The organism is Geothrix sp. PMB-07 (genome assembly GCF_030758935.1).
In the GTDB taxonomy this organism is placed as follows: domain Bacteria; phylum Acidobacteriota; class Holophagae; order Holophagales; family Holophagaceae; genus Geothrix.
On sequence record NZ_CP132333.1, the window covers coordinates 1,749,741 to 1,774,296 of the forward strand.

Annotated in this window: 22 protein-coding genes; 9 read left to right on the top strand and 13 right to left on the bottom strand. The window is 65.8% G+C overall.

Annotation, left to right across the window (positions count from 1 at the left end):
• Positions 1 to 38: 38 nt before the first annotated feature.
• Positions 39 to 1,043 carry a hypothetical protein gene (locus Q9293_RS07775; RefSeq protein ID WP_306251717.1) on the top strand — a complete coding sequence of 335 codons (1,005 nt, stop codon included), beginning with the start codon at positions 39 to 41 and terminating at the stop codon, positions 1,041 to 1,043.
• A 25-nt stretch (positions 1,044 to 1,068) separates the two neighbouring features.
• On the opposite strand, the gene Q9293_RS07780 is transcribed toward Q9293_RS07775, so the two are convergent.
• Positions 1,069 to 2,451 (bottom strand): IgA Peptidase M64, encoded by a 1,383-nt coding sequence (locus tag Q9293_RS07780; protein WP_306251719.1) that lies wholly within the window; start codon positions 2,449 to 2,451, stop codon positions 1,069 to 1,071.
• A gap of 57 nt (positions 2,452 to 2,508) precedes the next feature.
• Between Q9293_RS07780 and Q9293_RS07785 the strand changes: the two genes are divergently transcribed.
• Together Q9293_RS07785 and Q9293_RS07790 are read left to right on the top strand one after the other, a co-directional pair.
• Positions 2,509 to 2,808 carry a YhbY family RNA-binding protein gene (locus Q9293_RS07785; RefSeq protein WP_306251721.1) on the top strand — a complete coding sequence of 100 codons (300 nt, stop codon included), beginning with the start codon at positions 2,509 to 2,511 and terminating at the stop codon, positions 2,806 to 2,808.
• A gap of 45 nt (positions 2,809 to 2,853) precedes the next feature.
• Positions 2,854 to 4,956 carry an FHA domain-containing protein gene (locus Q9293_RS07790; protein WP_306251723.1) on the top strand — a complete coding sequence of 701 codons (2,103 nt, stop codon included), beginning with the start codon at positions 2,854 to 2,856 and terminating at the stop codon, positions 4,954 to 4,956.
• On the opposite strand, the gene Q9293_RS07795 is transcribed toward Q9293_RS07790, so the two are convergent.
• Positions 4,953 to 5,498, bottom strand: coding sequence for a 5-formyltetrahydrofolate cyclo-ligase (locus Q9293_RS07795; protein ID WP_306251726.1), 546 nt, complete (start codon positions 5,496 to 5,498; stop codon positions 4,953 to 4,955). The genes Q9293_RS07790 and Q9293_RS07795 overlap by 4 nt on opposite strands.
• 65 nt (positions 5,499 to 5,563) lie before the next feature.
• Here Q9293_RS07795 and Q9293_RS07800 point away from each other — a divergent pair, with 65 nt between their 5' ends.
• Positions 5,564 to 6,748 carry a phospholipase D-like domain-containing protein gene (locus Q9293_RS07800; RefSeq protein ID WP_306251728.1) on the top strand — a complete coding sequence of 395 codons (1,185 nt, stop codon included), beginning with the start codon at positions 5,564 to 5,566 and terminating at the stop codon, positions 6,746 to 6,748.
• Here the strand turns inward: Q9293_RS07800 and mqnE are convergent.
• Genes mqnE through Q9293_RS07835 form a run of 7 tightly spaced genes read right to left on the bottom strand, consistent with a single transcriptional unit; the run spans position 6,745 to position 14,917 of the window.
• A complete protein-coding gene (gene mqnE / locus Q9293_RS07805; protein ID WP_306251730.1) occupies positions 6,745 to 7,872 on the bottom strand; it encodes an aminofutalosine synthase MqnE in 1,128 nt (375 codons plus the stop codon). The genes Q9293_RS07800 and mqnE overlap by 4 nt on opposite strands.
• A gap of 53 nt (positions 7,873 to 7,925) precedes the next feature.
• Positions 7,926 to 9,668, bottom strand: coding sequence for a sensor histidine kinase (locus Q9293_RS07810; RefSeq protein ID WP_306251733.1), 1,743 nt, complete (start codon positions 9,666 to 9,668; stop codon positions 7,926 to 7,928).
• Positions 9,665 to 10,699 (bottom strand): quinone-dependent dihydroorotate dehydrogenase, encoded by a 1,035-nt coding sequence (locus Q9293_RS07815; RefSeq protein ID WP_306251735.1) that lies wholly within the window; start codon positions 10,697 to 10,699, stop codon positions 9,665 to 9,667. Before Q9293_RS07815 ends, Q9293_RS07810 begins: the two co-directional genes overlap by 4 nt.
• Complete coding sequence (locus Q9293_RS07820) at positions 10,699 to 11,085, bottom strand: hypothetical protein (RefSeq protein ID WP_306251736.1); 387 nt, start codon at positions 11,083 to 11,085, stop codon at positions 10,699 to 10,701. Before Q9293_RS07820 ends, Q9293_RS07815 begins: the two co-directional genes overlap by 1 nt.
• Positions 11,086 to 11,095: 10 nt before the next feature.
• The gene (locus Q9293_RS07825; protein WP_306251739.1) at positions 11,096 to 11,758 is read right to left on the bottom strand and encodes a 3-oxoacid CoA-transferase subunit B; all 663 of its coding nucleotides are present in this window, start codon (positions 11,756 to 11,758) and stop codon (positions 11,096 to 11,098) included.
• A 49-nt stretch (positions 11,759 to 11,807) separates the two neighbouring features.
• Positions 11,808 to 13,103: a hypothetical protein gene (locus Q9293_RS07830; protein ID WP_306251741.1), complete on the bottom strand. Its 1,296-nt coding sequence runs from the start codon at positions 13,101 to 13,103 to the stop codon at positions 11,808 to 11,810.
• Positions 13,100 to 14,917 carry a peptidylprolyl isomerase gene (locus Q9293_RS07835; RefSeq protein WP_306251743.1) on the bottom strand — a complete coding sequence of 606 codons (1,818 nt, stop codon included), beginning with the start codon at positions 14,915 to 14,917 and terminating at the stop codon, positions 13,100 to 13,102. The genes Q9293_RS07830 and Q9293_RS07835 overlap by 4 nt, the downstream gene beginning before the upstream one ends.
• 85 nt (positions 14,918 to 15,002) lie before the next feature.
• Between Q9293_RS07835 and Q9293_RS07840 the strand changes: the two genes are divergently transcribed.
• Both Q9293_RS07840 and Q9293_RS07845 read left to right on the top strand, forming a co-directional pair.
• Positions 15,003 to 16,148: a glycosyltransferase family 9 protein gene (locus tag Q9293_RS07840; RefSeq protein ID WP_306251745.1), complete on the top strand. Its 1,146-nt coding sequence runs from the start codon at positions 15,003 to 15,005 to the stop codon at positions 16,146 to 16,148.
• A complete protein-coding gene (locus Q9293_RS07845; protein WP_306251747.1) occupies positions 16,135 to 17,142 on the top strand; it encodes a glycosyltransferase family 9 protein in 1,008 nt (335 codons plus the stop codon). The genes Q9293_RS07840 and Q9293_RS07845 overlap by 14 nt, the downstream gene beginning before the upstream one ends.
• Before the next feature lie 10 nt (positions 17,143 to 17,152).
• Here Q9293_RS07845 and Q9293_RS07850 read toward each other — a convergent pair whose 3' ends face one another.
• The 4 genes from Q9293_RS07850 to Q9293_RS07865 all read right to left on the bottom strand — a co-directional run bounded on the left by Q9293_RS07850 (position 17,153) and on the right by Q9293_RS07865 (position 21,203).
• Positions 17,153 to 18,109: a GDP-L-fucose synthase gene (locus tag Q9293_RS07850; RefSeq protein ID WP_306251749.1), complete on the bottom strand. Its 957-nt coding sequence runs from the start codon at positions 18,107 to 18,109 to the stop codon at positions 17,153 to 17,155.
• Positions 18,106 to 18,825, bottom strand: coding sequence for a hypothetical protein (locus Q9293_RS07855; RefSeq protein WP_306251752.1), 720 nt, complete (start codon positions 18,823 to 18,825; stop codon positions 18,106 to 18,108). The genes Q9293_RS07850 and Q9293_RS07855 overlap by 4 nt, the downstream gene beginning before the upstream one ends.
• A 3-nt stretch (positions 18,826 to 18,828) precedes the next feature.
• Positions 18,829 to 19,869, bottom strand: coding sequence for a GDP-mannose 4,6-dehydratase (gene gmd, locus Q9293_RS07860; RefSeq protein WP_306251754.1), 1,041 nt, complete (start codon positions 19,867 to 19,869; stop codon positions 18,829 to 18,831).
• Positions 19,870 to 19,937: 68 nt separating this feature from the next.
• Positions 19,938 to 21,203, bottom strand: coding sequence for a glycosyltransferase family 9 protein (locus Q9293_RS07865; RefSeq protein ID WP_306251756.1), 1,266 nt, complete (start codon positions 21,201 to 21,203; stop codon positions 19,938 to 19,940).
• Between the two features lie 111 nt (positions 21,204 to 21,314).
• Here Q9293_RS07865 and Q9293_RS07870 point away from each other — a divergent pair, with 111 nt between their 5' ends.
• From Q9293_RS07870 to Q9293_RS07880, 3 genes are read left to right on the top strand one after another with little or no spacing between them, the layout of a single operon-like run.
• Positions 21,315 to 22,688 carry a glycosyltransferase gene (locus Q9293_RS07870; RefSeq protein WP_306251758.1) on the top strand — a complete coding sequence of 458 codons (1,374 nt, stop codon included), beginning with the start codon at positions 21,315 to 21,317 and terminating at the stop codon, positions 22,686 to 22,688.
• Entirely contained in the window at positions 22,685 to 23,620 is a 936-nt protein-coding gene (locus Q9293_RS07875; RefSeq protein ID WP_306251760.1) for a UDP-glucuronic acid decarboxylase family protein, read from the top strand. Before Q9293_RS07870 ends, Q9293_RS07875 begins: the two co-directional genes overlap by 4 nt.
• On the top strand, positions 23,617 to 24,555 hold the full coding sequence (locus Q9293_RS07880; protein ID WP_306251762.1) for a hypothetical protein: 939 nt from the start codon (positions 23,617 to 23,619) through the stop codon (positions 24,553 to 24,555). The genes Q9293_RS07875 and Q9293_RS07880 overlap by 4 nt, the downstream gene beginning before the upstream one ends.
• Position 24,556: the final 1 nt, after the last annotated feature.

Sequence of the window (24,556 nt, forward strand, 5' to 3'; positions counted from 1 at the left end):
TGGAGGGTGGCAGCATGAAGCCAATTCCAGGAGACCCCATGGTTTTTCCAGCCATCAAGGCCTGCTTTCTGTTCGGTTCCTTCCTGGGCTCCAGCCTCTTGGCCCAGGCCCCCTACCTGGGGCAGCCCCTTCCCGGCCGCGAAGCGGTCCCCTTCGCCGAGGGGGTCCTGAACACGGGCCATTCCACCCGGGACATCGCGCTGATGCCCGATGGCTCAGAGGTCTATGTGGGCCTCTTCCTTCCGGGATTCCACAAGGCCCTCATCATTGAGTCCCACCAGGCTGAAGGAGCCTGGACACCGCCTGAAGTGGCACCCTTCTCCCGAGATCCCCGCTGGCGCTGCCTGGAGCCCTGCATCAGCCCCGATGGGCGGCGCTTCTTCTTCACGTCAGATCGACCCGTGGATCCCAAATCCGGCAAGCCGGGCCCCTTCGGCATCTGGATGATGGAGCGGCAGGTCCAGGGCTGGTCCGAGGCGCGCCGTCTTCCGGACACCATCAATGGCGGCGGAAACACGTTCTATCCCACCGTTACACGGGACGGCACCCTCTATTTCCTGAAGGAGGAGGGGCAGGGCGGCTGGATTCTGCGCTCCCGCTGGAAGGATGGGGCCTGGGGCGTGGCGGAGAAACTGCCAGCGCCATTCAACAAGGATTCCAAGCAGGCCAATCCTCGGGTGGATCCTGATGAGCGGTTCGTGCTCGTCCCCCTCCTGGGACGCCCAGATTCCCTTGGCGGGGCTGACTACTACGCCTACTTCAAGCGACCGGATGGGAGCTGGACCGAGCCTGTGCATCTGGGCCCCACCGTGAACAGCCCGGCCAACGACGAGTACTCCATCAACCTCAGCCCCGATGGCAAGGTGGTGTTTTTCGGAAGTGACCGGGTGATCCCGCGGTTGGATGGGCACCCTCTGCGCTGGTCGGAGGTACTGGCTGAGCGCACCCTCTCAGGCAACGGCCAGACCACCCTCTGGTGGGTGGATGCAGGTTTTCTGTGGGACCTCCGGGCCAAGGCCCTGGCGCATCCCAAAAAAGAGTGACTGCCCATTTGGGCTGTGATTGTCCCTATTTCGAATACTGGCCAATCACCCGCTCGATGGCGGCCCGGCAGGCGGCGCAGAAGCCCACGTCATCGCGGGTGAACATGAGGCAGTCTTCCTGGCTGCGGAAGTAGCCCTTGGCCTCGTAGTTGGCGCCCTCGAAGGCTCCCACCTGGCCGGCGTGGGCATCCTTGCCCAGCAGGTTCATCTCGTAGACCTTCTCCTTGGCGAAGAGGGCGTCCATTTCGGATTCAGGCCGGTTGTTGGCACGGATGGCGCGGCGCTCCTTCTGGTACTCGTGGCTGTGGGCCTCGAATTCATCCTTCTTCCAGGGGGTGGGCAGGGGCACGCCGGGGCTCAGCAGGCTGCCCCACTTGGGCTGCTTGGGATTCACGGTGACGTTGGGTTCCCAGGGCTCGGGCTTGGCGGCATCGTTGGTGACAGCCACATCAGACGTGTAGTATTCGTCCGCCAGGCCCGCGAAGTGATGGCCGAACTCGTGGACGAACAGGTAGCCGATGGTGCTGTTGCCTGCGGAGGCCGTGCTGTAGAGGTTGTGGATACCGCCACCGCCGTAGGTTTCGGAATTGGTGAGAATCTCCACGAACTCATAGGGCGCCTGGGCGGCGATGTCGCGCCAGACGCGGTTGTCGAAGGTAAGCACGTAGCGCTCGCTGCCAAAGGCGTCATAGGTGGTGCCCAGGGGCGTGCGCTTGTGGGTGCCCGTGGAAGGCCGAGAGATGCCGCTTTCCTTCGAGGGTGGGCAGAGGGCCCACACGTTGAAATCCTTCCGGTGCTCCTTGAAGGGCGACTGCTGGAAGAGCAGTTCCATGACCTTGCGGGCCTGCTGCTCGAATTTGCCGCGCTCCGCGGCCGTGTAGCCATCGCCCAGGATGAGGAAGTCCACCTTGTCCGCAGGGTCGCCGCTCTTCTGCAGCGTGATGAGGCCACCGGCGTCGGGAGCCGGAGCCTGTTCGATGAGGGGATCCTTGGGATCGAGCTCAAAGGTCCAGCAGGTCTTGAAGGCATTCTGGGCGTCGCGCTTCTTCACCTGGATGCGAACCGGTGCATCGGGTTGGGGGAAGCGCAGGGATTCATGGAAACTGCGGCTCAGGCTCTTGGCCTCGTCGGTGGTTTCCCACTCCCCGTAGATGCTGGCGAAGCCCCGGGAAAAGAGCAGCTTTCCCGTGGTCTTGTCCATCACTTCGAAGCAGTATTTCCCGAGGTTGCTGCGATCCACGGCCTTGGCGAGGTCCCCGGGCCAGGGCAGGGGCTCCAGCACCAGACGGTCGATGCCGAAGTGCTCAGACCCCGCGTTGCCCGTGTGGCCATAGTCCACCCGCAGGGTGCGGGGCGGTGCCGCCAGGCAGGCCAGGGTGGCCAGGGAGAGCAGGAGGGGACGGAGCATGGGCCATCGCATGGGAGCACCTCGCCATCCAAGATAGACTGATTGGCCGGAGTCCCGATGCTTACCTCTCGACAGCGCCAGTACCTCAAGGCCCAGGCCCACAAACTCAAACCCGTCATGCACGTGGGGAAGGGCGGGGTGACCCCGGCCCAGGCCGCTGAATTGGACGTGATGGTGGACAGCCTCGAGCTTGTGAAGGTCAAGATCAATCCCAACAGTTTCGAGGATGAAGACACGGCTGCCCGGGCCCTTTGCGCCGCGGTGCCGGACCTTCAGCATGTCTGGACCATCGGCCACACCATGCTCTTCTTCCGCCCCAGCCGCACTCACGAGCCGCGGTACTCCCTCCCCTCGTAATTCAGGTCGGCTGCGGGCCCGTCCGAAAGACCGGATGGAGGTTCGATGCCCTACCTGTCCTGGCCGGAGGGGAGTCAGTTGATGTGGCATGCCGTTCACACGGCATGTCAGATTGGCCGTGATCCCTTGGCCTGCGCGGTGGCCCGCCCCAGCGAGGCCCGCCTGTCACGAGCGCACGCGGCCATTGATCGCATCGGCGCCATCTGGTGGGTGCGCGATCTGGAATCTGCCAACGGCACCTTCCTCAATGGTGTGCCCCTCCTCGGGCATCAGGGCAATGCCTTGCAGGATGGCGATGTGCTGGAGATGGGCGATTGGCGTCTGACCTTCACGGAAGGTTTTCCGGGCCTGGATGGCACCACCTTCGCAGAGCGGGTGGGCGACCTCTTCCACGAGGTGCGCCCCGAACCGGCCCAGGCCATGGTGCTGATCCGCGGCATCGAACTCATGCAGCGTTCCACCGAGAAGCTGCTGGCCCAGGTGGATCCCGATGCCATGGTGAAGGGGTTGCTGGATGAATCCCTGCGGCTGCTGAACAGCGACCGCGGCTTCCTGGTGCTGAAACAGAAGGATGGCAGCTGGCGCACGGTGCATCGGGTGGGCAATGTTCAGGAAGGCATCGGTCTGTCCCGCTCCGTGCTGGATTATGTGGCGGTGGAACTCACGGCGGTGCTGTCCAACCGGCCCCTGGCAGATCCCCGCTTCGGCGGTCTCAGCCTGGTGGAACTCCATCGGGGGTCGCTGCTCTGCACCCCCATCGTGGATGAAGGGGAGATCCACGGCGCGCTCTACTTGGACCGGGAGGCCGAAGGGCGGCCCTTCAGCCGCTTCGACCTGGCCATCCTCCAGGCCTTCGTTCGGCTGGGTTCCATGGCCTTGCGGCAGGCGATGTTGAACCGTCGGGCCCTCAGCCAGGCGGAGCAGCAGGGCGAGCTGCTGAGGCTACGCACCGAATCCCAGCGGGAGGCCGACCGGCATGGCGAGCTGCTCGCGGCCATGGCCACCCACCTGCGCCGGGTCAGCAGCTGGGCCGAGCAGCTTCCCGATGCCACGGGGGAGGCCATTCGCAGCCAGCTGGACCATTCCCTGGCGCTGCTGGAACATGGGAGCCGCGATGAAAGCGCGGACACCACCCCCGTGGCGGGACATCCCCTGCCCATGGCCTCGCTGCAGGAGGATCTGGTCCGTCGCTGGGATTCGCTGCTGCGCTTGCGGAAGGCCCGGTTCGAGATCGCCGAGGCGCCAGCCGCCTCCGTGTGGCTGGCGGGTGGGCCCCTGGTGGTGGCCCTGGCCGGTCTGGTGGAGCCCATGCTCATGCAGCTGACCGATGGCGCCATCGCCACGGGTCGCTGGGATCAAGAGCGGGGCTTCCGGGTGCTGCGCATGAGCCTGCCCAGCGGCCTCCATGGCCCCATCCCCGATGCCTGGACCCAGCGCGTGCTGCAGGACGCCGGGGTGCGATGGCGCTGGTCCGACCAGGCCCTCGATCTGCTGTTGCCAGAAGGACCAGACGCCATGCCGGAAGAGCCCGCTCGGCCTCTGTTGGGCCTGGTCAGCGAGGAACTGAACCTGCTCGGCCTCTTTCAAACGGTGGCCGAGGCAGGCAACCTTTGGCTGAACCCCCTGGAGCAGGAGCCGCCTCCGCCCCCCCTGCCGAAATTCCGGTTTCTGGTCATCGATGCCAAGGGTACGCGAGATCTGGAAGGGTGCATCCGCGCCTACCGGCATCACCCCTCCTTCGCCACCACCCCCATTCTGGTGGTGCGCTGCAACGAGGATGAAACCCCCAAGCTCATCGAGGCCGGTGCCACCGATTGGCTGGCGGAGGGTTTCCGCTGGGAAGCGCTGCATCATCGCCTGCAGGTGCTGCGCGGCCACACCGAGCTGCAGCAGCGGGCTCTGGCGGCCGAGCGCCTGGATTCCTTCCGGCAGATGGCGGGCACCCTCAAGCATGAGATCAACAACCCGCTGGCCATCATTTCGATGCAGGTGGAGATGCTGCAGCGGAAGTACCCGGAGGAGGTCAAGCTGGGCAAGATCGGCGAGATGGTGGATCGCATCCGGGCCCTGGTGCAGGTGCTGCAGAAGATGCGGGAGACCCCCACCGAAGGCTACGCGGACGGGTCGAGCATCCTGAAGCTGGGCTAAAGCGAGCGGAAGCCCCGCTCGCTCAGCAGCGCGCCCACGGGCAGGTCATGGGGATCGACTGGAACGGGCAGATCCATCTGGGCCTCGAAGCCCACCCCGACCGTGAGCACATCCTCCGGCAGCTGCGCCAGCAGGGCGTCGTAGAAGCCGCGGCCGTACCCGATGCGGTACCCGTTTCCGTCGAAGGCCAGGCCCGGCACCAGCAGCAGCTGGACGGGCGGGAGGAAGTGCTGAGCCAGGACAGGCTCCAGGAGCCCCCACTGCCCCTTCTCCAGGGGCTCGGTGCCCCAGGCCAGGCGGGGTGGCTGAGTCGAGACGACCCGCGGAAAGAACCACAGGGCCTCCGGGTGGGCGGCCACGGCGGGGCGGAGGTCGATCTCCGAGCCATAGGGCCAGAAGGCGCCAACGCGGGTGATGTGGCGGCGGCGTAAAAGCTCGGTGACATGACCGCAGATGGATTGGGACCAAGCCGCACGCGATTCCGGCGGAAGCCCATCCCGGCGGGCCTTCAGGTGGGCGCGGAATTCGGCTTTTGTTTCCATGGTTTCAGATCAACAGGGGCGAAGGCCCTGCGTCAACGGGGTATGCTCAGCGGCGGAGTGCAGCCATGATCCGCCGGTCCATGTTCCCCCTGTTTCTCGGCGCCACCCTTCTGGGGGCGCCCTTGGTGGCTCAATCTGCGGCGCCTGTTACGCAGCTGGTGCAATCCATTCCGGCCGAGACCGACCTGGCGGATCCAGCGCTACCCTTCGCGAAGGATGCCTGGGTGGACATGATCCGCAAAGCCGTTGTCAGCATCGACGCGGCGGAATTCTATGTGACCAACCGGCCCGGAAGTGCGCTGGAGCCCGTCCTCGCCGAGCTGGAGAAGGCCGGAGCGCGGGGCGTGAAGGTGCGCTTCCTCCTGTCGGCGAAGATGCTGGAAAACGATCCGATCTCGGTGGCACGGCTCCGCCGCATTCCCGGCGCCCAGGTGCACAGCTTTGATCTGGCGGACGTTTCCAAAGGCATTCTTCACGCCAAGTATTTTCTGGTGGATGAGAAGGAGGCCTTCATCGGCAGCCAGAACTTCGACTGGCGGGCCCTGGAGCACATCCACGAACTGGGCGTGCGCACCGCGGAGCCCGTTATTCTGTCGCGGCTGGCGCGCCTCTTCGCCATTGATTGGGCCTTCGCCGCGGATGGGAAGCTACCGGTGTTCCCTGGTCTGCCCGGCATGTCCGCACACTCTCAGGTGGAGCTGGTGGCCAGCCCGCCCTTCCTGACTCCGAAAGACATCCGGCCCTCCATCGATGCGCTGGTGGATCTCATCGGCCAGGCACGGCAGAGCATTCGGGTTCAGCTGCTGACCTATTCGCCCATCGCAGGCCAGGATGGCTTTTGGCCCGTGCTGGACAACGCCCTCCGGGCCGCTGCGGTGCGGGGCGTGAAGGTGCGGCTCATGGTGTCGGATTGGGTGCTAGGCAGCCGTGCCCTGCCTCATCTGAAAGCCCTCCGTCTGATTCCCAACCTGGAAGTGAAGGTGGTCTCCGTCCCCGAAGCCAAGGAGGGCCACATCCCCTTTGCCCGCACCATCCACAGCAAATACCTGGTGGTGGATGACACCCACCTGGCCCTGGGCACCAGCAACTGGGAGGAGAGCTACTTCAGCGGCTCTCGTAACGTCGAGCTGATTTTCCGGGATTCGCCTCTGGCGGCGCAGGCAACCCGCATCCACGACCGCCTCTGGGACAGCCGCTACGCCTTCGTGTTGGATCCGGCGAAGGTCTATGAGAAGCGCAAGGTCGACTAGACCGCGGCGTAGACGTTGTAGAGGTTGTCCCGTTCCAGGGCCTCGAAGCCGGCTTCGCGGATGAGGCGTACCAGCTCGCTCTGCTGCAGGCCCTGCGGGCTCTTGGCGCCGGCCAGGTGGGCGATCTCCTCGGCGATGACGGTGCCGTCGAGGTCGTCTGCGCCATAGCTGAGCCCGGCCTGGGCGAGCCCAGGCGAGATCATCACCCAGTAGGCCTTGATGTGCGGAATATTGTCGAGCAGCAGCCGGGCCACGGCGATTTCCCGCAGGTCCTGGGTGCCCGTGGTCTCGTGGATGACGTGGGTGGCGCTCAGCTCGTTGTCCTCGTTCTGGTAGGCCAGGGGGATGAAGGCCAGGAAGCCGGTGTAGCCTGCGGCGAGGGATTCATCCTGCAGCTTGCGCAGGCGGAGCAGGTGGTCGACCCGGTGCTTCGGCTCCTCGATGTGGCCGTAGAGCATGGTGCAGTTGGTGGGCAGGCCCTTGCGGTGGCAGATGGCAGCTGTATCCAGCCAGACCTGGGCGTCCTTCTTGCCGATGCAGATCTTCTCGCGGATGTCCTCGTCGAAGATCTCGGCGCCGCCGCCCGGGCAGCTCTCCAGACCCGCCGCCATGCAGCGGTCCAGGAAGGCCTCGGTGCTCAGGCCCGAAATTCGCGCGTAGTAATCCATCTCGATCATGGTGAAAACCTTGAGGTGGATGGCGGGGAAGCGGGCCTTGATCTTGCGGAACAGATCCTCGAAATAGTCGATCTTCAGCTTCGGGTTGTGGCCCGAGGTCATGTGCAGTTCGCGCACGCCCAGGTTTTCGGGCTGCTCCAACTCGCGGATGATGTCTTCGGCGGACAGGGCGTAGGCCCGGGGATCGCCCGGCTTGGCCTGGAAGGCGCAGAACTGGCAGTGGGTGTAGCAGACGTTGGTGTAGGAAAGGCGGCGGCTCTTCACGTAGTAGGCGGCGCGGCCGTGCTTCTGCAGGCGCACATGGTGGGCCATGGCGCCTACGCCATTGAGGTCGGGCGTGGCGTAGAGCAGCAGGCCATCCTCGAAACTCAGGCGCTCTCCGCGCAGCACCTTGTCCGCGAGGGGCAGCAGGCGGGGGTCGCGGATCCTCGAATGAAGTGACAACATCGATACCTCGGTCCACCAGTGTAACGCCGGTGGGAGGATGCCCGAAGCGGCGCTCAGGAGAGGCCGGGCAGGCGGATCTGGAAGATGGTCCCCTGGCCTGGCATCGAGGTGAAGCGGATGCTGCCTCCCGCCTGCTCCAGCAGGCTCTTCACGCAGACCAAGCCCAGGCCCGTGCCGGAACCCGAGGCCTTGGTGGTGAAGAAGGGCTGGAACACCTGACTCTGCATGTCTTCGGGGATGCCTTGGCCGGTGTCTTCGACCTCGAGCAGCGGGCCGGTCTCTGCTTCATGGGGTTGGGCACCGCGGGCGCGGAGGGTGATGGTGCCCCCCTCGGGCATGGCGTCGCGGGCGTTGCTCACCAGGTTCACGAGGGTTTGTTCCAGCAGGCCCCGGGTGCCTCGAAAGGGCATGGGCTCACCGGTACTGATCAGCCTCAGCTTTTGACTCCGCGGTAGCAGCACCTGCAACAGGGGTTGGATCGAATGCAGCTCAGCTGTCAGGTCCATGGCCCGGGGCGCCTCGGCATCCTGGCGGCCCATGGCCATGAGCCGCCCGCTCAGTTTCGCCGCGTGCTGGGTGGCTTCCTGGACACGCACCATGTCCTCCCGGTTGGGCAGCTTGCCTTCGTCGAGATCCATGACCACCAGCTCTGCGCGCGTCTGAATGGCGTTCAGCACATTGTTCATGTCGTGGGCCAGGCCCGCACCCATGGTGGCCATGGCATTGATGCGCTCGGTACGCAGCAGGATGCTCTGCACCTTTTCAAGCGCCTGGGTGCGTTCTGCCACGCGGGATTCGAGGTGCTGCGACAGGGCCGCGAAATCGCGCAGGGCCAGGTACTGCCGCAGCAGCAGCACCAAAATGAGGCTCAGAGCCAACCAGACCAGGATGATCCGGTGCCCCGGCATCGCTCCAGTGGACAGCAGCCACCCGGCGAGTACGGCGGCCCCGAGGACCGGCACGTAGGGCAGCAGGTGGACGATGCGCACGGGAGCATCCGCTCCGGATTGGGAGCGCACGGGTTGGGGCGATAGGGCTGCGCCCAGGTACGTCAAGGGGATGGCGTAGATGAGGGCACCGACTGGGAAGTGGAAGACGGGATTCCCCGAGAGGACATCCATGAGCCACTTGAAATTGTGCAGGCCCGCCAGCAGGAAGGCCGCTGCCAGCCAGCCCAGGGGGCCCCGCAGACGGCTTGGTTCGGGGAGGCAGAAGAACACCACCAGGCCCAGCAGCAGGTCGTAGACCAGGAAGGTGCCAAGCCAGACGAACCGATCCAGAAGCGGAAACCGGTCGCTGAGGAAGGCGGGCCCCAGCACCAGGCCCCACAGGATGAAGAAGGCGGCCAGGGCGAAGAGCAGACCATCCAGGCCGTGCCGGATTCGGGCGAAGCGGGTGGGCGGGGCCAGGTTCCAACTCAACAGCGTGCCAATGAAGAGACAGGAGCCCAGCACCTGCAGCAGGATGGTCAGCCGTGTCAGATAGCCTGGAGCAGGAATGCCGTAGAAGCCTGGAATCCGCATGACCTGCATGAGGGCGTTGATGAGCAGGGCGCAGCTGAGGAGCACCCAGCCGAGGGCCTCTGGACCGCGTTGCTTCGCCCGCAGCACGGAGGCACTCAGTGCCACCACGGTGAGTGCCACCAGCCCCAGCTGAAGCAGGCGGGTCTGCGCCATGCCGCTCAGGGCAAAGTGGGCCAACAGCCCGACCAGGAGGGCCAGGCTGGCCGCAGCGGCGAGGAAGGCATGACGAAAGAGGGGCGAGGCGGAGAACCGGGTCTGGCGAAGAAGAGTCAATGCGACCTCGGGTGTTCGGCAAGACCCTGGTGGATGCGCCCCACCAGGCTGGGCCCTTCGAAAATCAGGGCGCTGTAGACCTGCGCCAGGGCCGCGCCATCATCCAAGGCGCCTTGAACGTCGGCCGCGGAACCCAGGCCGCCGCAGGCGACCAGGGGCAGCCGCCCCGCCAGTGCCGCGAGGATGCGCTGGCGAACCTGCCGGGCCTTGTCCTTGAGCGGGACGCCGCTCAGGCCACCGGCGCCCTTGCTTTCCACGAAGGCGCGCAGCGGCTCCTGCACCACGCCGCGATCCAGCGTCGTGTTGGTGGCGATGAGGCCTGAGATGCCTGCGGCCACGGCCACTTCCACGATGGCGTCGAGGTCCTCCGGGGCCAGGTCCGGCGCGAGTTTGAGCAGCAACGGTTGGCGCTCCAAGCCCATCTCCTTGCGCAGGTCCAGCATGCCCGCCAGCAGGGGCTTCAATGCCTCCGGGGCCTGAAGGTTCCGCAACCCGGGTGTGTTCGGACTGCTTACGTTCAGGGCGATGTAGTCCACCTGGGGGGCGATGAGGCGGTAGGCGGCGCGGTAGTCATTGAGGGCATCCGCCTCCGGCGTCTCCTTGTTCTTGCCCAGGTTGCCACCCACGACGAGGCCCGCGGGGCGGCGGCGCAGGCGCGCGGCGACCACTTCGGCGCCCTCGCTGTTGAAACCCATGCGGTTGAGGATCAGCCCCGCCTCGGGAAAGCGGAAGATCCGAGGTTTGGGATTGCCGGGCTGAGGCCGCGGTGTAACCGTGCCCACCTCCACATGGCCGAAGCCCAGGGATTTCCACAGGGGCAGCAGGGTGGCGCCCTTGTCCAGACCAGCTGCCAGCCCAAGCGGCGTGGGAAATGAAAGGCCGAGTGCTTGGCAGCGCAGGGATGCAGGTAAGGCGGGTTTGGGCAGCCACGGCCAAGCGCAAGCGCGGGCTCCCATCCAGAAGGTGAGGTTGTGCGCGGTCTCGGGATCCAGCCGGAAGATCAGGGGGCGCAGCGCGCCGTATAAATCCATCACTTCACCGTGACGGTGGCCGTGGCGGTGACTTCCGGGAAATCCTCGCGGGTGACCTTCACGTGATAGACGCCTGCCGCAGTGGGAGCGGTGTAGAGGCCGCTGCCGCTGATGGTGCCACCGCCAACTTCTACCACTTCCCACTTCACAGGCTGCCGCAGGTAGCGCACGCCCTCGGGATAGTTGATTTCTGCCTGGAAAACTTGAGTGGCGCCAACGGACAGGCTGATGGCCCTGGGGCGCAGGCTCAGAACGGGGGTGAAGGGTTCGGTGTTCTTTGCGGCGGTGTTGGGAGGCACGGTGGTTTCCGGAGTTCCGCACGCGATGGTCAGTGCCGCAAAAGCCAGGGCGGGGGCGAGGGTGAGAAAGGAAAAGGATCGAAGCATGGTCAGGCTTTCAAATGCCGGTCATCACCGTGGCGTGGTCCATGACGAGTGGCGGTTCCGTTTTCGCTTGAACCTCTTCCCTGGTGACGCCGGGGGCCACCTCCACCAGGCGCAGGCCCTCTCGGCCGGGCACCACGTCGATGACGGCCAGATCGGTGATGATGCGATGCACGCAGCGCTGGCCCGTGAGGGGCAGGTCGCATTTGCGCAGGATCTTGAACTCGCCGTTCTTGTTGGTGTGCTCCATGACCACCACCACGCGCTTGGCGGCGGCGACGAGATCCATGGCGCCGCCCATGCCCTTCACCATCTTGCCGGGGATCATCCAGTTGGCGAGGTTGCCCTCCATGTCCACCTGCATGGCGCCCAGGATGCTGAGGTCGATCTTGCCGCCGCGGATCATGCCGAAGCTGTCGGCGCTGCTGAAGAAGCTGGCGCCGGGGGCCGTGGTGACCGTCTGCTTGCCGGCGTTGATGAGATCGGCGTCCACCTCTTCAGGCGTGGGGAAGGGGCCGATGCCCAGCAATCCGTTCTCGCTCTGCAGGATGACTTCCATGCCTTCGGGGATGGCGTTGGCCACCATGGTGGGGATGCCGATGCCGAGGTTCACGTAGTAGCCATCACGCAGTTCCTGCGCGGCACGGCGGACAAGTTGATCGCGGGACAGCGCCATTCGGACCTCGAGCAGTAGCCATCAGGATAGCGCAGGCCGGGCGATCGGTTCAGAACACCCGGAACGCTTGGAAGATGCTGAAGCTCCAGCCCCAGCGGGGGCCTTGCGTCGCAGGTTCCTGGCGCAGCGAAGCCAGGGAGGCTCCCAGGCGTCCGTTGGACGTGCGCCATTGGGCCTCGACCTGCAGAAACCAGGCGGCAGGGCCGCAGGGTTGATCCAGTGAGGCGGTGGCCCGGATCAGCCGGACATGGCTCTGGCCCTCCAGGAAGAAGGGCGTCCCCAGCGCAACCGTGCGCGTGATCGCCTGGCGCCAGTAGGCATCGCCAAGGGGGTCGCCGTGGCTGGAGAAGCCCGCGAGGGTGGTGGGCTGGAGGAAGGGGCCCGCCGAAATGGGATGGACAGGGCGGGCGGGCCCGGCATATTCCGCGCCCACATCCCATCCATCCCAGACCAGCTGGAGGTTGGCCAGGTTCCGGGCCGGGTTCAGGGCCAAGGCCTGGCCCTCCGGGGTGGCGCTGCGGCTGAATTGAAACGTGGCCCCCCGGGCATGGAGGGTCTGGGCCAGAAGGGGGATGCGAACCTTGGCTTCCACCAGGGCCTGGGTGTGCTTGACTCGGGGCCCGGAAGGCTCCGTTTCGCCCTCCAGACTGATGGCGCCCAGACCGAGCTCGAGCAAGCCCGCGGCCTGCATGCGGAGCATGGCGCCCTGTAACTGGGGGCGGGTCAGGACTAGCCCGGCCGTGCGGGCGGCCAGTCCCGCGTTGCGATCGGCGGCCCACTGGGGAATCGGCGCCGCGCTTTCGAGGCGGCCTATGAAGGTTTCCAGGCGCCAGGTCGTTTCGAGAATTGATGCCTCGGGTGTGATCAGGCTGAGCCGCGGAAAGGCCCGGGTTTGAGCCCCCAACAACTCACCACCGAGCAGGCTGACGCCCCAATCAAAAGGGGCCTGCTCCAGCGCGACGCGCCAACCGGATTCGGTCTGATAGGCGAGGGCGGCGCGATGAAGGGTGCCGCGGGTGGAACCGTGGTCGCGCAGACCCAGCGCGGTGAAGGCGAAGGACCAGCCTCCCCGCACATAGCGCCCCTGCAGGCCCAACCCCCAGCCCTGGCTGCCGTGCCCCATGCCTTCCCCATCCAACAGAGGCGCGTAGAGGCCGTCGGAACCCGCGCCGCCCCACCCCACTTCAAGGGAGGGCACGGACGAGGGCTCCAGAGGCCTCTGGCCCTGGGCCCAATCCAGCCGCGCCTGTCGCAGCGCGGTGGCGCCATCCTGCAGGAGCGGGGCCTGGGCGAAGGCTTCGGAAACCGCGAAGGCAAGCAGGAGCGGCCATTGCCCTCCTTTCACGGTTCCAGCACTTTGATGGTGAGGATTCGGGCGCCCAGCTCCAGGTCATCGAGCAGGGGCAGGGCCTGATCCAGGTCTTCCACTTCGCCCAGGCGCGTGTACTTGCCCGTGAGGTGGGGCGTGCCATTGGTGGTGATGAAGAATTGGCTGCCGCCGGTGTCCTTGCCGGACAGGGCCATGCCCACGCTGCCGGGGCCATACCAGGTGAGGCTGTTCTCGCAGCGGACGTTATAGCCCGGGCCGCCGTCCATGGTGTCGAAGGGCGAGCCCATCTGCACCACGAAGTCCGGCACCACCCGGGGGACCAGCCGCCCGTTGAAGTACCCGGCCCGCGCCAGCAGCACCAGGTTGGCGACGTTCATGGGAGCCACCGTGGGATCGAGCCGGAGCGTGACGCTCCGCTTTCCGGCGAAGGTGATGCGCACCCGCACAGGTTGGCCCCGTTCGGCCAGGTGAGTGGCTTCCTTCAGGATGGCTTCATGCGTGCTGGTCGGCGCGGGCGCCGCGGGCCAGGCCGTGGCGGGATCCAGCTTCACCAGGGCCTGGTGGGCTTCCCAGCGGCAGGTCCAGTCGGGATGCTGCAGCCAGGGCCGCAGCTGAGCCTTCTGTTCATCGGGCGTCAGCTTCCAGCGGCTGTAGCTCTGAATGAGGGTCTGCTGGGATTCAAACTGGCCATCCGCCCAGGTCCGCTGAGTCAATGCGGCCAGATCGGCCGGGGCCGCAGGAAGATCGTCGATGGCCGCCGCGCGGCCCAGGGGATCCTTGCCCGCCAGGAGTTCAGCCCGCACACGATCCGCCTGGGTGGGGCTCTGCTTGCGCAGGGCGGGCAGCAGGGTGCCCAGCATGAGGGGTGTCGTGGCGCCGAGGGGCGGTTCTTGTGCCAGGGCCGTCTGGATGGAGGGCAGGGGCGTCTCCAGCTTGGCCAGAGCCTGGTAGCCGTACCAGGTGGCCAGGGGGCTGGTGGCGCAAGACCAGGGCCCGCCCTGCACCTGGAAGGCTTCCGCTGGGGCGGGGCTCGGAACCCCCTCCGAAAGGCGGGACAGGATGCCGACGCAGGCCTGGTTCAGCACGGCCTCCGTGGGACGCTGCACCCCCAGCCGAGGCCAGATGGGCGAATCGGGGCTGAGGGTTTTGAACGCGCTCAGGGCCAGCTCGCGCCGCTGGGCCCAAGGGGCCCGATTCCATGCATCCAGCAGGGCGAGCAGGCTGCCGGGCGTGGCCTTCACTGGAGGCAGCAGGTCCTTCTCCTTGCCTGCCATGACCAGGCGCAGCCGCGCGGCCTGGGCCCGCACAGGATCCACCTTGCCTGTCTTCTGAAGGGCATCTAGGAAGGCTTGCAGGCTGGGCGAAACCTCGGCGCCATTCAGGCGGGCCGAGGCGATGGCCGCCTCCAGGTGCAGGTGGCGGGGCCAGGCGCTGGCATCGGCCGGGCCCAGGCCATTGAGGGGGCTTAAGGCCTTGGAGCTTTTCAGGCGGTTGAGGAAGAACAGCGCGGTGAAGCGATCCTGCGGCGTGCGGGCGGTTTGGGCCTTCACTTCCCAGACCTCCAGGGTGGGCTTCTCCAATTCCGGTGGCAGCAAAGGTGAGGTGCCCGGTGCGCCAATGCGTTGTTGGGCACGTTCCAACAGCGCCCGATCCGCGGGGGACAGGGCTGCCTTCTGCGTCTCTATGAAGGCAAGGGGTTGGCGCGACCACTCGGCCTGGATGGCTTCGCGCACCGTGAAATGAGGCAACTGTGTCTGCGGCCCGGCTTGGGCAAAGGCGGCTTGAGGGGCGAGCAGGGACAGCGGCAACAGGCTGAGCAGGGGGCGCATGGTCACCTCGGGGATGTCTCATGCTACCGGTTCCGCTCCGTGCTGGAGCGGCCCTTCGGGCACAATGGCCACTGGAGGTGGTGTGGTGGGCAAGGTCAAACCGGGGCAGGAGCGGTTGCGGGAGGTGCTCCCATCCTTCGATCAGCCCGAGGTCTGGATCCGCTTCCCCCGGCAGTTGGGCGATGTCATCTTCGCCATCCCTTTCCTTCACGGATTGCAGCAGTCCTGGAATGCCGTGGCGGCCGCCCAGGGCAAGACCATCCGCTGGGTGGCGGTTGGCCACGCCATTGGTGCCGCCATCTTCAGCGAGGCCCATCCGGATTTCATCGCCGAAAGCGTCATCGAGGCGGGGAAGGATCAGAAACCTGATCCCTGGGGGTTGATCCGCCGCTGGCGCAAGCAGCCGCCCGTGGCCTTCATCAACCTCAGCCAGTCCGCCCGTCTGGCCTTCGCCGCCTGGACCGCCGGTGTGCCCATCCGCGCCGGCATCGCCGACAACAGCCTGTCCCTGCTCTACCACTACCCTTTCATCTACCGTGACCTGCCCGTCCATCTGGTGCGCCGCTACGAACCCCTGCTGGAACAGCTCACGGGCAGTTCGCGGCTGGAGTGGATGCCCATGCGGCCAGACCGGCTGGGGGGCGAAGCTGGCTTTGCCAAGCTGCGCCAGGCGGGCTGGCAGGGTGAGCCGTTCATCACCCTCGCCTTCGGCACCCGGGGCTTCAACAAGCGCTGGTTCCCGGAGGTGGCCCAGTGGACTGGCATTGCACGGATCGCCAGGGAAAAGGGGTTTGGCGTGGTGTGGCTGGGCGGGCCTGATGAAGTGGAGCTGGGGAATCGGCTGGCCGGGGAGGTGCCGGGCTCCTGGAACCTGACGGGCCAGACCACCATGCCTGAGGCTTGCGCCATCCAGAGTGTGGCCTGGGGCAACGTGGCGGTGGATACCGGACTGGCCCACACGGCCGCCGGAACAGGCCGCCCCACGGTCACGGTGAATGGCGTTTCGCCGGAGCAACTCATCAATCCCCTGGGGCCCTTCGCCCTTTCGGTGCGCGGGCCCTGCATCGATGTGTCCGAAGACCCCACCCCGCTCGGGCCGGAGGAGATCCAGGGTACGGCCCACCGCGTGACACCTCTGCGGGTCTGGAACCTGCTCGAGGGGCTGGTCATGGAGTCCGAGGGACGCCTGCTCGGCGCCAAGGCTTCCGGGGAGAACCATGGCCATTCCTGAGGGCGCGCTGTGGGTGCGCATGCCCCGGTTCATTGGCGACGCGATGATGATCACCCAGGCGGTGGCGCCGCTGCGGGCGGCAGGGCACAGCCTCGTGGCCTGGGGACCGCCTCCCATCATGGATCTCTTCGAGGGTTCGGCCCCTTACGCCGCAACTGTTCCCGACGTCGGCAAGCCGGGCGCCCTGCCGATGGCCCGCCTGCTCCGTGCCCATCGGGCGGCGGGCGTCATCAACCTCCCGCGAAGCACCCGCGGGTTGCTGGCCGGGGCCCTGGCGTGTACGCCAATCCGCGTGGGCTGGTCTGAGAGCGGGGGCCGCTTCCTGGCCTCCCGGGCGATCCCTTTCAAGGGGCGGGAGGATCACCAGTTGGATCGCTATCGGGAGGTCCTGCGCCGGGCCTTTCCGGCGGTGACAGCCTGGGACTCGGAGCCCTTCCGGCCCCGAGCGGCGGCCATGGACCAGGCGGATCGGCTGCTGGGCGGGCTGGGTGTGGAGGGCCGCTTCGTGGGCATCGGGCTCAGTGCGGCCGCGGCGGTGAAGCGGCTGGGCACGGGCATTTGGATCGAGGTCATTGCGCGGCTCCGGGCCCGGGGCATTCCGCATGTTCTCCTGGGTGGCAACCACCACGAGGATCTGGAGCAGGCCGAAGCCCTGCGGGCGGTCTTCCCCGGCATCTCCGACCTGTGCGGGAAGACCAGCCTGGCCGTGTCCGCCGCGCTGGCAGCCCGCGCTGCCGCCGTCGTCGGCAACGATTCGGGCCTGTCTCACATCGTGGCGGCCAGCCAGGTTCCGCTCGTCGCGGTGTTCGGCCCGACGCGGCCCACGTTGACCGCACCCCAGGGGCCTCAGGTGGTCGTTCTCCGGAATGAAGCGGTGCCCTGCCTGGGATGCCTCCGGCTGGGCTGTCCGGTGGCGGGCCACCCCTGCATGGAGGCCGTGGATGCCGCGGCCCTGAGCGAGGCGCTGGAGAAGCTGCTGGGCGAGACCGCCTAGCTGCGACCGGCTAGCCCAGCGCTTCGCGCATCCAGGCCACGGTGCGGGTGAGGCCCTCGCGGAGGCCCACCTGGGCCTTCCAGCCGAAGCGCTCCAGGGCCCGGCTCGTGTCCAGCTGGCGCTTGGGCTGGCCATCCGGGTAGGCCGGGTTGAAGACCAGCTCGCCCTGGAATCCGGTGAGCTCCTGGATGAGGGCGGCCAGGTTTCCGATGGTGATCTCTTCTCCCGTGCCCAGGTTCACGGGGTCGATGTCCTCGTAGGCCTCCATCCCATCGCAGATGCCCCGGGCCGCGTCCTCGACGAAGAGGAACTCCCGGCTGGCGCTGCCTGTGCCCCAGAGCTCGACGGTGGGCTTTCCCTGGGCCTTGGCCTCGAGGAACTTCCGGATGAGGGCGGGAATGACGTGGTTGGTTTCCAGGTCCAGGTGATCACCGGGCCCGTAGAGGTTCACGGGGATGAGGAAGATGCCCCGAGTGCCGTATTCCTGTTTGTAGGACTGCATCTGCACGAGGAGCGCCTTCTTCGCCACGCCGTAGGGGGCGTTGGTCTCCTCGGGGTAGCCGTTCCAGAGGTCGTCCTCGTGGAAGGGCACGGGGCAAAATTTCGGGTAGGCGCAGACGGTGCCGAGGACCGCCAGTTTCTCGACCTGCTCCAGGCGGCAGGCTTCGATGAGGTGGATGCCCATCACTGCGTTGGCGAAGAAGAAGGAGCCGGGATGGGCGCGGTTGGCGCCGATGCCCCCGACCCGGGCAGCCAGATGGATCACGCCATCCGGGCGCTGATCCTTGATGAAACGCTGGGCGGCACTCGGATCCATCAGATCCACCTCGGCGCTGCGGGTGGCCAGTACCCGGGCGCCCCGGCGCTCCAGCTCGGCCACCACCTGCTTGCCGAGAAAGCCGTGGCCGCCGGTCACCCAGAGACGCTTGCCATGGAGGGGAAAGGACACCGAATGCATGAAGCTCATACCCGCTGAAAAATGGCGAAGCCGTTGCGCACCTGCCAATCCTCGCGCACCAGCCGGTAGGCGGGATCCTGGCGGAGGCGGTGGTAGTTGCGGAAATTTTTGTGGGCGTTGACGTCGTCCAGGAGGATCCAGGCTGCGCCGTAGACACGCTCCAGCTCGGGTTCGCCGGTGAATTCCGAACCATCGATCAGCACGAGGTCGAATGAGGCCACGCCGATCTGGGTCAGGATGTGCCGGATCCCATCGGGGATGACGGCATCGCTCATGTAGGCCCGGTCCGCCTCCAGCCAGCCCAAAACCTGCTCGAGCGGATAGTCATTCAGCTTGGTGGTCTGATCGCGGTAGAACTGGGCCACCTGGTCGGCACTGGGCAGTTCCGCAGCCGGCACAGAAGACGCGTTGTAGACCTTGACCTGTGGGTTGCCGGCATGATGATCCCGCAATGCGGCGAAGCGGGTTTTGGAGATCTCCATGCAGTGCAATTGGGGCCGGGCCGGGTTGCGCGCGATGCCCCTGACGAAGGCATCGGTGCTGCCCTGGCCGGAGGAGGAGCCGATCTCCAGGATGTGGCGGGCTTCCACCGTCGAGGCCAGTTCGAGAATGGCCGCGTAGAATTCATCGCCTTTGATTTCTGGCGGAATGATCGATTCGATGCCGGATATCCCCTTGGTCAAGTCAGGCCGAAGGATGCGGAGGAGGGAACGAAGGGAAACCATGGGTCAGCGGTATCCGCCGCGGGGAGCGCCTTCGTGGCCGGCGTTCCGGAGCACCAGCTCGCGCTCGGCCAGTCGCAGATCCGCATCCACCATCATTCTTGCAAGGGCCTTCACATCAGTCTTCGGCTGCCATCCCAGCAGTCGGGAAGCCTTGCTGGCATCGCCTTCCAGGTGGTCCACTTCGGCAGGGCGGAAGTAGCGCGGATCGATCTCCACGTGCTGCTGCCAGTCCAGGTCCAGTGCTTCAAAGACCAGGCGGAGGAAGTCGCGGATGGTGATGCTCACGCCAGTGGCGATGACGAAATCATCCGGGCGCTCCTGCTGGAGCATGAGCCACATGGCCTCGACATAGTCGCCGGCGAAGCCCCAATCGCGGCGGGCATCGAGGTTGCCGAGGTAGACCTTGTCCTGGAGTCCGAGCTTGATGCGGGTGGCCGCGCGGGTGATCTTGCGGGTTACGAAGGTCTCGCCTCGGCGCGGGCTTTCGTGGTTGAAGAGGATGCCGTTGGCGGCGAACAGCCCATAACTTTCGCGGTGGTTCACCACCTGGTAGTGGCCGTAGGCCTTGGCGCAGGCGTAGGGGCTGCGGGGCTCGAAACGGGTCAGTTCATGCTGCCTGGGCTTGGCAGAGCCGAACATCTCGGAACTGCCAGCCTGGTAGATCCGAACCTCCCGATTGGTGTGCTTCTGGTGGCCACGCACGGCCTCCAGCAGGCGAATCACGCCCATGCCCACCACGTCCACGGTGTATTCGGGCTGATCGAAGCTCACCCGCACGTGGCTCTGCGCGCCGAGGTTGTAGATCTCGTTGGGGCGCACTTCTTCCAGCAGGTTGCGCAGGGCGCCGGAATCGGTCAGGTCGCCATAGTGAAGCTGGAGGCGGCCCTGCTGGTGCGGGTCCACGTAGATGTGGTCGATGCGATCCGTGTTGAAGTTGGACGCACGGCGTACCACCCCGTGGACTTCGTAGCCCTTTCCGAGGAGGAATTCCGCCAGGTAGCTTCCGTCCTGTCCTGTGATGCCAGTGATGAGGGCAGTGGGCATCAGGGTCTCTTTCAGAAGGAAGCGTCAACGCTGTGTGGTGAATGGGATTTACACTAGCAGAAGATCCTCTAGAGGGCACCTGGGACCGAGGTCAGCAGGACGCCACTCAGCCAATGCGCCGGATCGACGGGAGGCGGCCAACCATCCTTGGGGGGAAGGGCTTCTGGATAGAAGCACCGAGGCTCGTCGGCCGCGCCCGACCAGACTGCCTCGATGGCTGCTTCGAGCACTCCAGGCGGAACATCCTTCACACAATGCACACGCTCATACGGGCACTGCCAATTGCAGCCAAAGCAGGCCAGGGGCAGACAGGCTACGGCGGTCAACGGGCTGTAGGGCAGGAATCGGCCGAAGTGGCCCCCGCCCAGCACAATCGCCTGGGGCACTCCCAGGGCACAGGCCAGGTGGGCCAGTCCTGTATCCGCGCCTACGGCCATCCGGCAGTGGGCCAGCAGGGCAGCTGTTTCGCGCAGGCTGGACTGACCGGTTAAATCCACGTGGGGACCCGGCGGCAGGCGGCTCAGGTTTGCCTGGTTGATGAGGGCGTCAGCCGGCCCTCCCAGCGCCAGCACGCGAAGGCCCTCGCGCTGGACCAGGGGGCCCAGGGCCTCGCCATACCTTTCGTAGAACTTGATCTCGTGCTGGGCGCCGGCGAAGAGTGCCACCGTTCGGTGGGGATCCAGGCCGTGCTCGGCGAAGACGCGCTCTGCATAGCTCTGCTCCTCAGGCGTCAGGGTGAGCCTGGGCTGCAGCAGGGGCGCTTTCCAGCCCAGGCGCGTGAGGAATTCCTGATGGCGGAGCATCTCCGGCTTGCCTGGTTTTTCGATGGGAAGCAGGTGCGTGTAGCGCCAATTGTTCCATCCCTCGCGTTGAGGGGCGAGGTTGGCGAAATCGCCCGAGAAGGCGACGCGGATGGGGGCTTCACTCGCGAAGGCTAGCTCATCGGAAAGCCCTGTTCGGGAGCAGACCGTGTTGAGTGCCACGTCGAAGTGGCCGATTCTCAACTGACTCTTGATTTCCTTCCGGTGGCGCCGACTTGCCTTGAATTGCGAGGCATTGAACACAAGAATGTCGTCGGCCAGTTCTTGCCACACGGCGGCCACATGGTCCTGGCAGACCACCGTGATGCTCGCGCCTGGAGCGGCTTTGCGCAGTTCTGGCACCAGGCTCGTGGCGAGAATGCCGTCCCCGATGCTATCGGTGCGGATGAGCAGGATGCGCTTGAAGGTGCCCCAGGGCAGCTCAAACCGTGGGCTTCGAAGGGGCTGCTCCCCTTTACTTTTGGCGCGAAGAATGAATGAATGGAACCACGGTTTGAGATCCTTCCCGCGCAACGGCCTGCCCCCATTTCCGGTGAATGTGAATAGCGAAGAACACTGGGCACTGGCGACAACGGACGCCGGACTGCCGTCATTTTACCCAGCTATTCCCTCGATGAGTTCCTGATGCCTTTCCTCCTTCTGATGCCTTCGTACAACCAGGCGCACTACATCAAGGAGGCGGTGGATTCCGTTCTGGCCCAGGACGATCCGGATTGGGAACTGTGGATCCTGGATAACAGCACCGATGGCACACCCCAGGTCATGGCGGCCTACTCGGATCCTCGCATCCATTTCATCCATGAGCCGCGGCGCATGGATCCCGGCCTCTGCCTCAATGAAATGCTGCGCATGGCCACCGGGGAATTCTTCAGCTACATCCATACGGATAATCGGCTGGGCCCCAACTACGTCTCCGCCTTCCGAACGGCCCTTCGCCAGCACCCGATGGCCTTGGCCTATTGCGATCAGTACGACATCGATGAAGACGTGCGCGGAAGGAAATACCGGAAGCGACCGCCGGTGTTTTCCTCCGCCCGGCTCTTCTCCTGGGATTCCCTGGGTGCACCCTTCGCCGCCACCACCAAGCTGGCCGAAGCTGTGGGCGGCTTCAGTGCCGATGACCTGGCGGACGATGTCTACTTCGCTCTCAAGTCCGATGGTCTGGGTCCCCGCATCCATGTTCCGAAGGCCCTGGTGGAATACCGCAGCCACGGGGGATCGCGGGCCGAATCGCTGGGCTACCACGCCGTGGCCCAGGCCATCTATCGGAGTGTTCTGAAGGTGTACGGTACCCGCGCCGCACACCTCCCGGATCCCTTCGAGGGCATGCTCCCGGCCATCCAGCGCCACGCGGAGCGCGCCTTCGCCCAGGCGCGTTGTCTCGCGGGAGCGCTGCTCGCGCGCACCCCTCGGGAGGCTCCCCTCTGGATCGATGACGTGGGCCCTGCTTCGTTCTGGCTGGCCCTGGCCTGTGAGTCCCTGGGGCGACCGCCGAAGGGCTTCCGCGCAGCCAAACCGGGCACCCTCATGGGGCTTCCCGTCCGCTCACTGGCGGAACCTTTGGAATTGGGCGCCCACTGCCTTCGCCCCCGACGAAAAGGCCTGGATTCGTCGAGCCTGGGGCAGGATTGGACTCAGCCCTTCCGCTGGCTGCTGCGTGGCCTTCCGCCCACGGACCACGCGCTGAAGCGGTACCCCGCCTCGATCATGTGCAGCCTGCTGGTGCCCTTCCACCATCAGCATCCTGGCGGTGCTGTCTGCATTCAGGGGCAGGGCCCCTTGGGCGCCTACCTTGCCTACGGCCTTGAGACCATTGCGCAGCTGCCGGTGCTCGGATTCTCCTCCGGCCCTGGTGTCTTGGGGCTGCCCCAAGCCGATGGCGAGGGTGAAGGCACCCTTTGGAGCCTACCCGGAGCGCCCTTTGCGGCCCGGGGCATTGCATGGCGCATGCGTGCATCTCACGATCCTCAGGTCACGTCTCCCGCGGAGCAACCATGACGAAACGCATCCTTGTCACCGGCGGCGCGGGTTTCCTCGGATCCCACCTCTGTGAGCGGCTGCTCGCCCAGGGGCATGAGGTCATGTGTCTGGATAATTTCTTCACGGGCAGCAAGCAGAACGTCTTGCACCTCACGGCCAACCCCTACTTCGAAGTGATCCGCCACGACGTCATGGTGCCCATCCACCTGGAGGCCGACGAGGTCTACAACCTGGCCTGCCCGGCCTCGCCTGTGCACTACCAGAAGGATCCGGTGGAGACCATCAAGACCTGCGTGCACGGTTCCATCAACATGCTGGGGCTGGCGCGGCGTACTGGCGCTCGCATCCTGCAGGCCTCCACGTCGGAAGTCTACGGCGATCCCAAGGTGCAACCTCAGACCGAGGACTACTGGGGCAATGTGAATCCCCTGGGCATCCGCAGCTGCTACGACGAAGGCAAGCGTTGCGCGGAAAGCCTGTTCTTCAGCTACCACCGGCAGTACGGCACAGACATCCGCGTCATCCGCATTTTCAACACCTACGGTCCCCGCATGCATCCCAACGATGGCCGCGTGGTGAGCAACTTCATCGTGCAGGCCCTGCAGGGACAGGATGTCACCATCTACGGTGAGGGCCAGCAGACCCGCTCCTTCTGCTATGTGGACGACCTCATCACTGGGATGACCGCCTTCATGGAGCAGGATTCCACCACTGGGCCCATGAACCTGGGCAACCCCGGCGAGTTCACCATGCTGCAATTGGCGGAAGCGGTGATCCGGTTGGCGGGAAGCAAATCCAAGCTCATCTTCCAGCCGCTGCCGCCGGATGACCCCCAGCAGCGGCGCCCGGACATCTCCAAGGCCAAGGCCCTGCTGGGCTGGGAACCCAAGGTGAACCTGGAGGACGGCCTCAAGGAGACCATCGCCTATTTCCGGAAACGGCTGGCATGAGCGCACTGCCCATTCATTTCTTCACCATCGTCCTCAACGGCGAACCCTTCATCCGCCATCACCTGGAGCTGTTCAAGCAATTGCCCTTTCGCTGGCATTGGCACGTGGTCGAAGGCGTGGCCGAACTCAAGCATGACACCGCCTGGAGTGTGGCGGCGGGCGGGCGCATCGAAGGGTCCTTCCACGATCAGGGCCGCAGCAACGATGGCACCAGTGCCTACCTGGATGAGATCGCCGCTGCCCATCCCGACCAGGTGACGGTCTACCGCCGTCCCTTGGGGACCTTCTGGGATGGCAAGCTGGCCATGGTGCGCGCGCCCCTGGCGAACATCCAGGAACCGTGTCTCCTGTGGCAGGTGGATGCGGACGAGCTGTGGACCGCGGAGCAGATCATCCGCAGCCGCCAGCTCTTTCTCACCCATCCCGACAAGCGCGCCGCCTACTACTGGTGCCACTTCTTCGTAGGCCCCAACCATGTGCTGACCAGCCGCGACACCTACGGGAACAACAGCTCGTACGAGTGGCTCCGCACGTGGCGGTTCGAACCCGGCGACCACTGGGAATCCCACGAGCCGCCGGGCCTGTTTCATCGCTTCGAGCAATGGCGGCAGTGGCCCCGGATGCTTCGCGGAAAGCGCCTGAGGCCTCCCTTCAAGGCGACGGACAAGTCCGTCTTCTCCCATCGCGAGACCGAGGAGGCGGGCCTGGTGTTTCAGCATCTGGCCTATGTCATTGAGGCCCAGCTGCGGTTCAAGGAAACCTATTACGGCTACCAGGGCGCGCCAGACCGTTGGCGGGCGATGCTGGCTGAGGAGCGGTTTCCCCTGGCGCTCAAGGACTACTTCCCCTGGGTGAAAGATGAGGCGAAGGTCGGTCTGGCTTCGGATCAGGGAATCGCTCCCCTTCTGAATCAGGGCGTCGATTTCGGTGGCTGAA

Excerpts from the sequence above, each read along its gene's own strand:
- Q9293_RS07820 (WP_306251736.1), bottom strand. The coding sequence starts at position 11,085 with ATGCTTCGATCCTTTTCCTTTCTCACCCTCGCCCCCGCCCTGGCTTTT.
- Q9293_RS07870 (WP_306251758.1), top strand. The coding sequence starts at position 21,315 with ATGCCTTTCCTCCTTCTGATGCCTTCGTACAACCAGGCGCACTACATC.
- Q9293_RS07845 (WP_306251747.1), top strand. The coding sequence starts at position 16,135 with ATGGCCATTCCTGAGGGCGCGCTGTGGGTGCGCATGCCCCGGTTCATT.
- gmd (WP_306251754.1), bottom strand. The coding sequence starts at position 19,869 with ATGCCCACTGCCCTCATCACTGGCATCACAGGACAGGACGGAAGCTAC.
- Q9293_RS07815 (WP_306251735.1), bottom strand. The coding sequence starts at position 10,699 with ATGGATTTATACGGCGCGCTGCGCCCCCTGATCTTCCGGCTGGATCCC.
- Q9293_RS07800 (WP_306251728.1), top strand. The coding sequence starts at position 5,564 with ATGATCCGCCGGTCCATGTTCCCCCTGTTTCTCGGCGCCACCCTTCTG.
- Q9293_RS07825 (WP_306251739.1), bottom strand. The coding sequence starts at position 11,758 with ATGGCGCTGTCCCGCGATCAACTTGTCCGCCGTGCCGCGCAGGAACTG.
- Q9293_RS07850 (WP_306251749.1), bottom strand. The coding sequence starts at position 18,109 with ATGAGCTTCATGCATTCGGTGTCCTTTCCCCTCCATGGCAAGCGTCTC.
- Q9293_RS07855 (WP_306251752.1), bottom strand. The coding sequence starts at position 18,825 with ATGGTTTCCCTTCGTTCCCTCCTCCGCATCCTTCGGCCTGACTTGACC.
- Q9293_RS07875 (WP_306251760.1), top strand. The coding sequence starts at position 22,685 with ATGACGAAACGCATCCTTGTCACCGGCGGCGCGGGTTTCCTCGGATCC.
- mqnE (WP_306251730.1), bottom strand. The coding sequence starts at position 7,872 with ATGTTGTCACTTCATTCGAGGATCCGCGACCCCCGCCTGCTGCCCCTC.
- Q9293_RS07775 (WP_306251717.1), top strand. The coding sequence starts at position 39 with ATGGTTTTTCCAGCCATCAAGGCCTGCTTTCTGTTCGGTTCCTTCCTG.
- Q9293_RS07785 (WP_306251721.1), top strand. The coding sequence starts at position 2,509 with ATGCTTACCTCTCGACAGCGCCAGTACCTCAAGGCCCAGGCCCACAAA.
- Q9293_RS07835 (WP_306251743.1), bottom strand. The coding sequence starts at position 14,917 with ATGCGCCCCCTGCTCAGCCTGTTGCCGCTGTCCCTGCTCGCCCCTCAA.
- Q9293_RS07780 (WP_306251719.1), bottom strand. The coding sequence starts at position 2,451 with ATGCTCCGTCCCCTCCTGCTCTCCCTGGCCACCCTGGCCTGCCTGGCG.
- Q9293_RS07790 (WP_306251723.1), top strand. The coding sequence starts at position 2,854 with ATGCCCTACCTGTCCTGGCCGGAGGGGAGTCAGTTGATGTGGCATGCC.
- Q9293_RS07795 (WP_306251726.1), bottom strand. The coding sequence starts at position 5,498 with ATGGAAACAAAAGCCGAATTCCGCGCCCACCTGAAGGCCCGCCGGGAT.
- Q9293_RS07880 (WP_306251762.1), top strand. The coding sequence starts at position 23,617 with ATGAGCGCACTGCCCATTCATTTCTTCACCATCGTCCTCAACGGCGAA.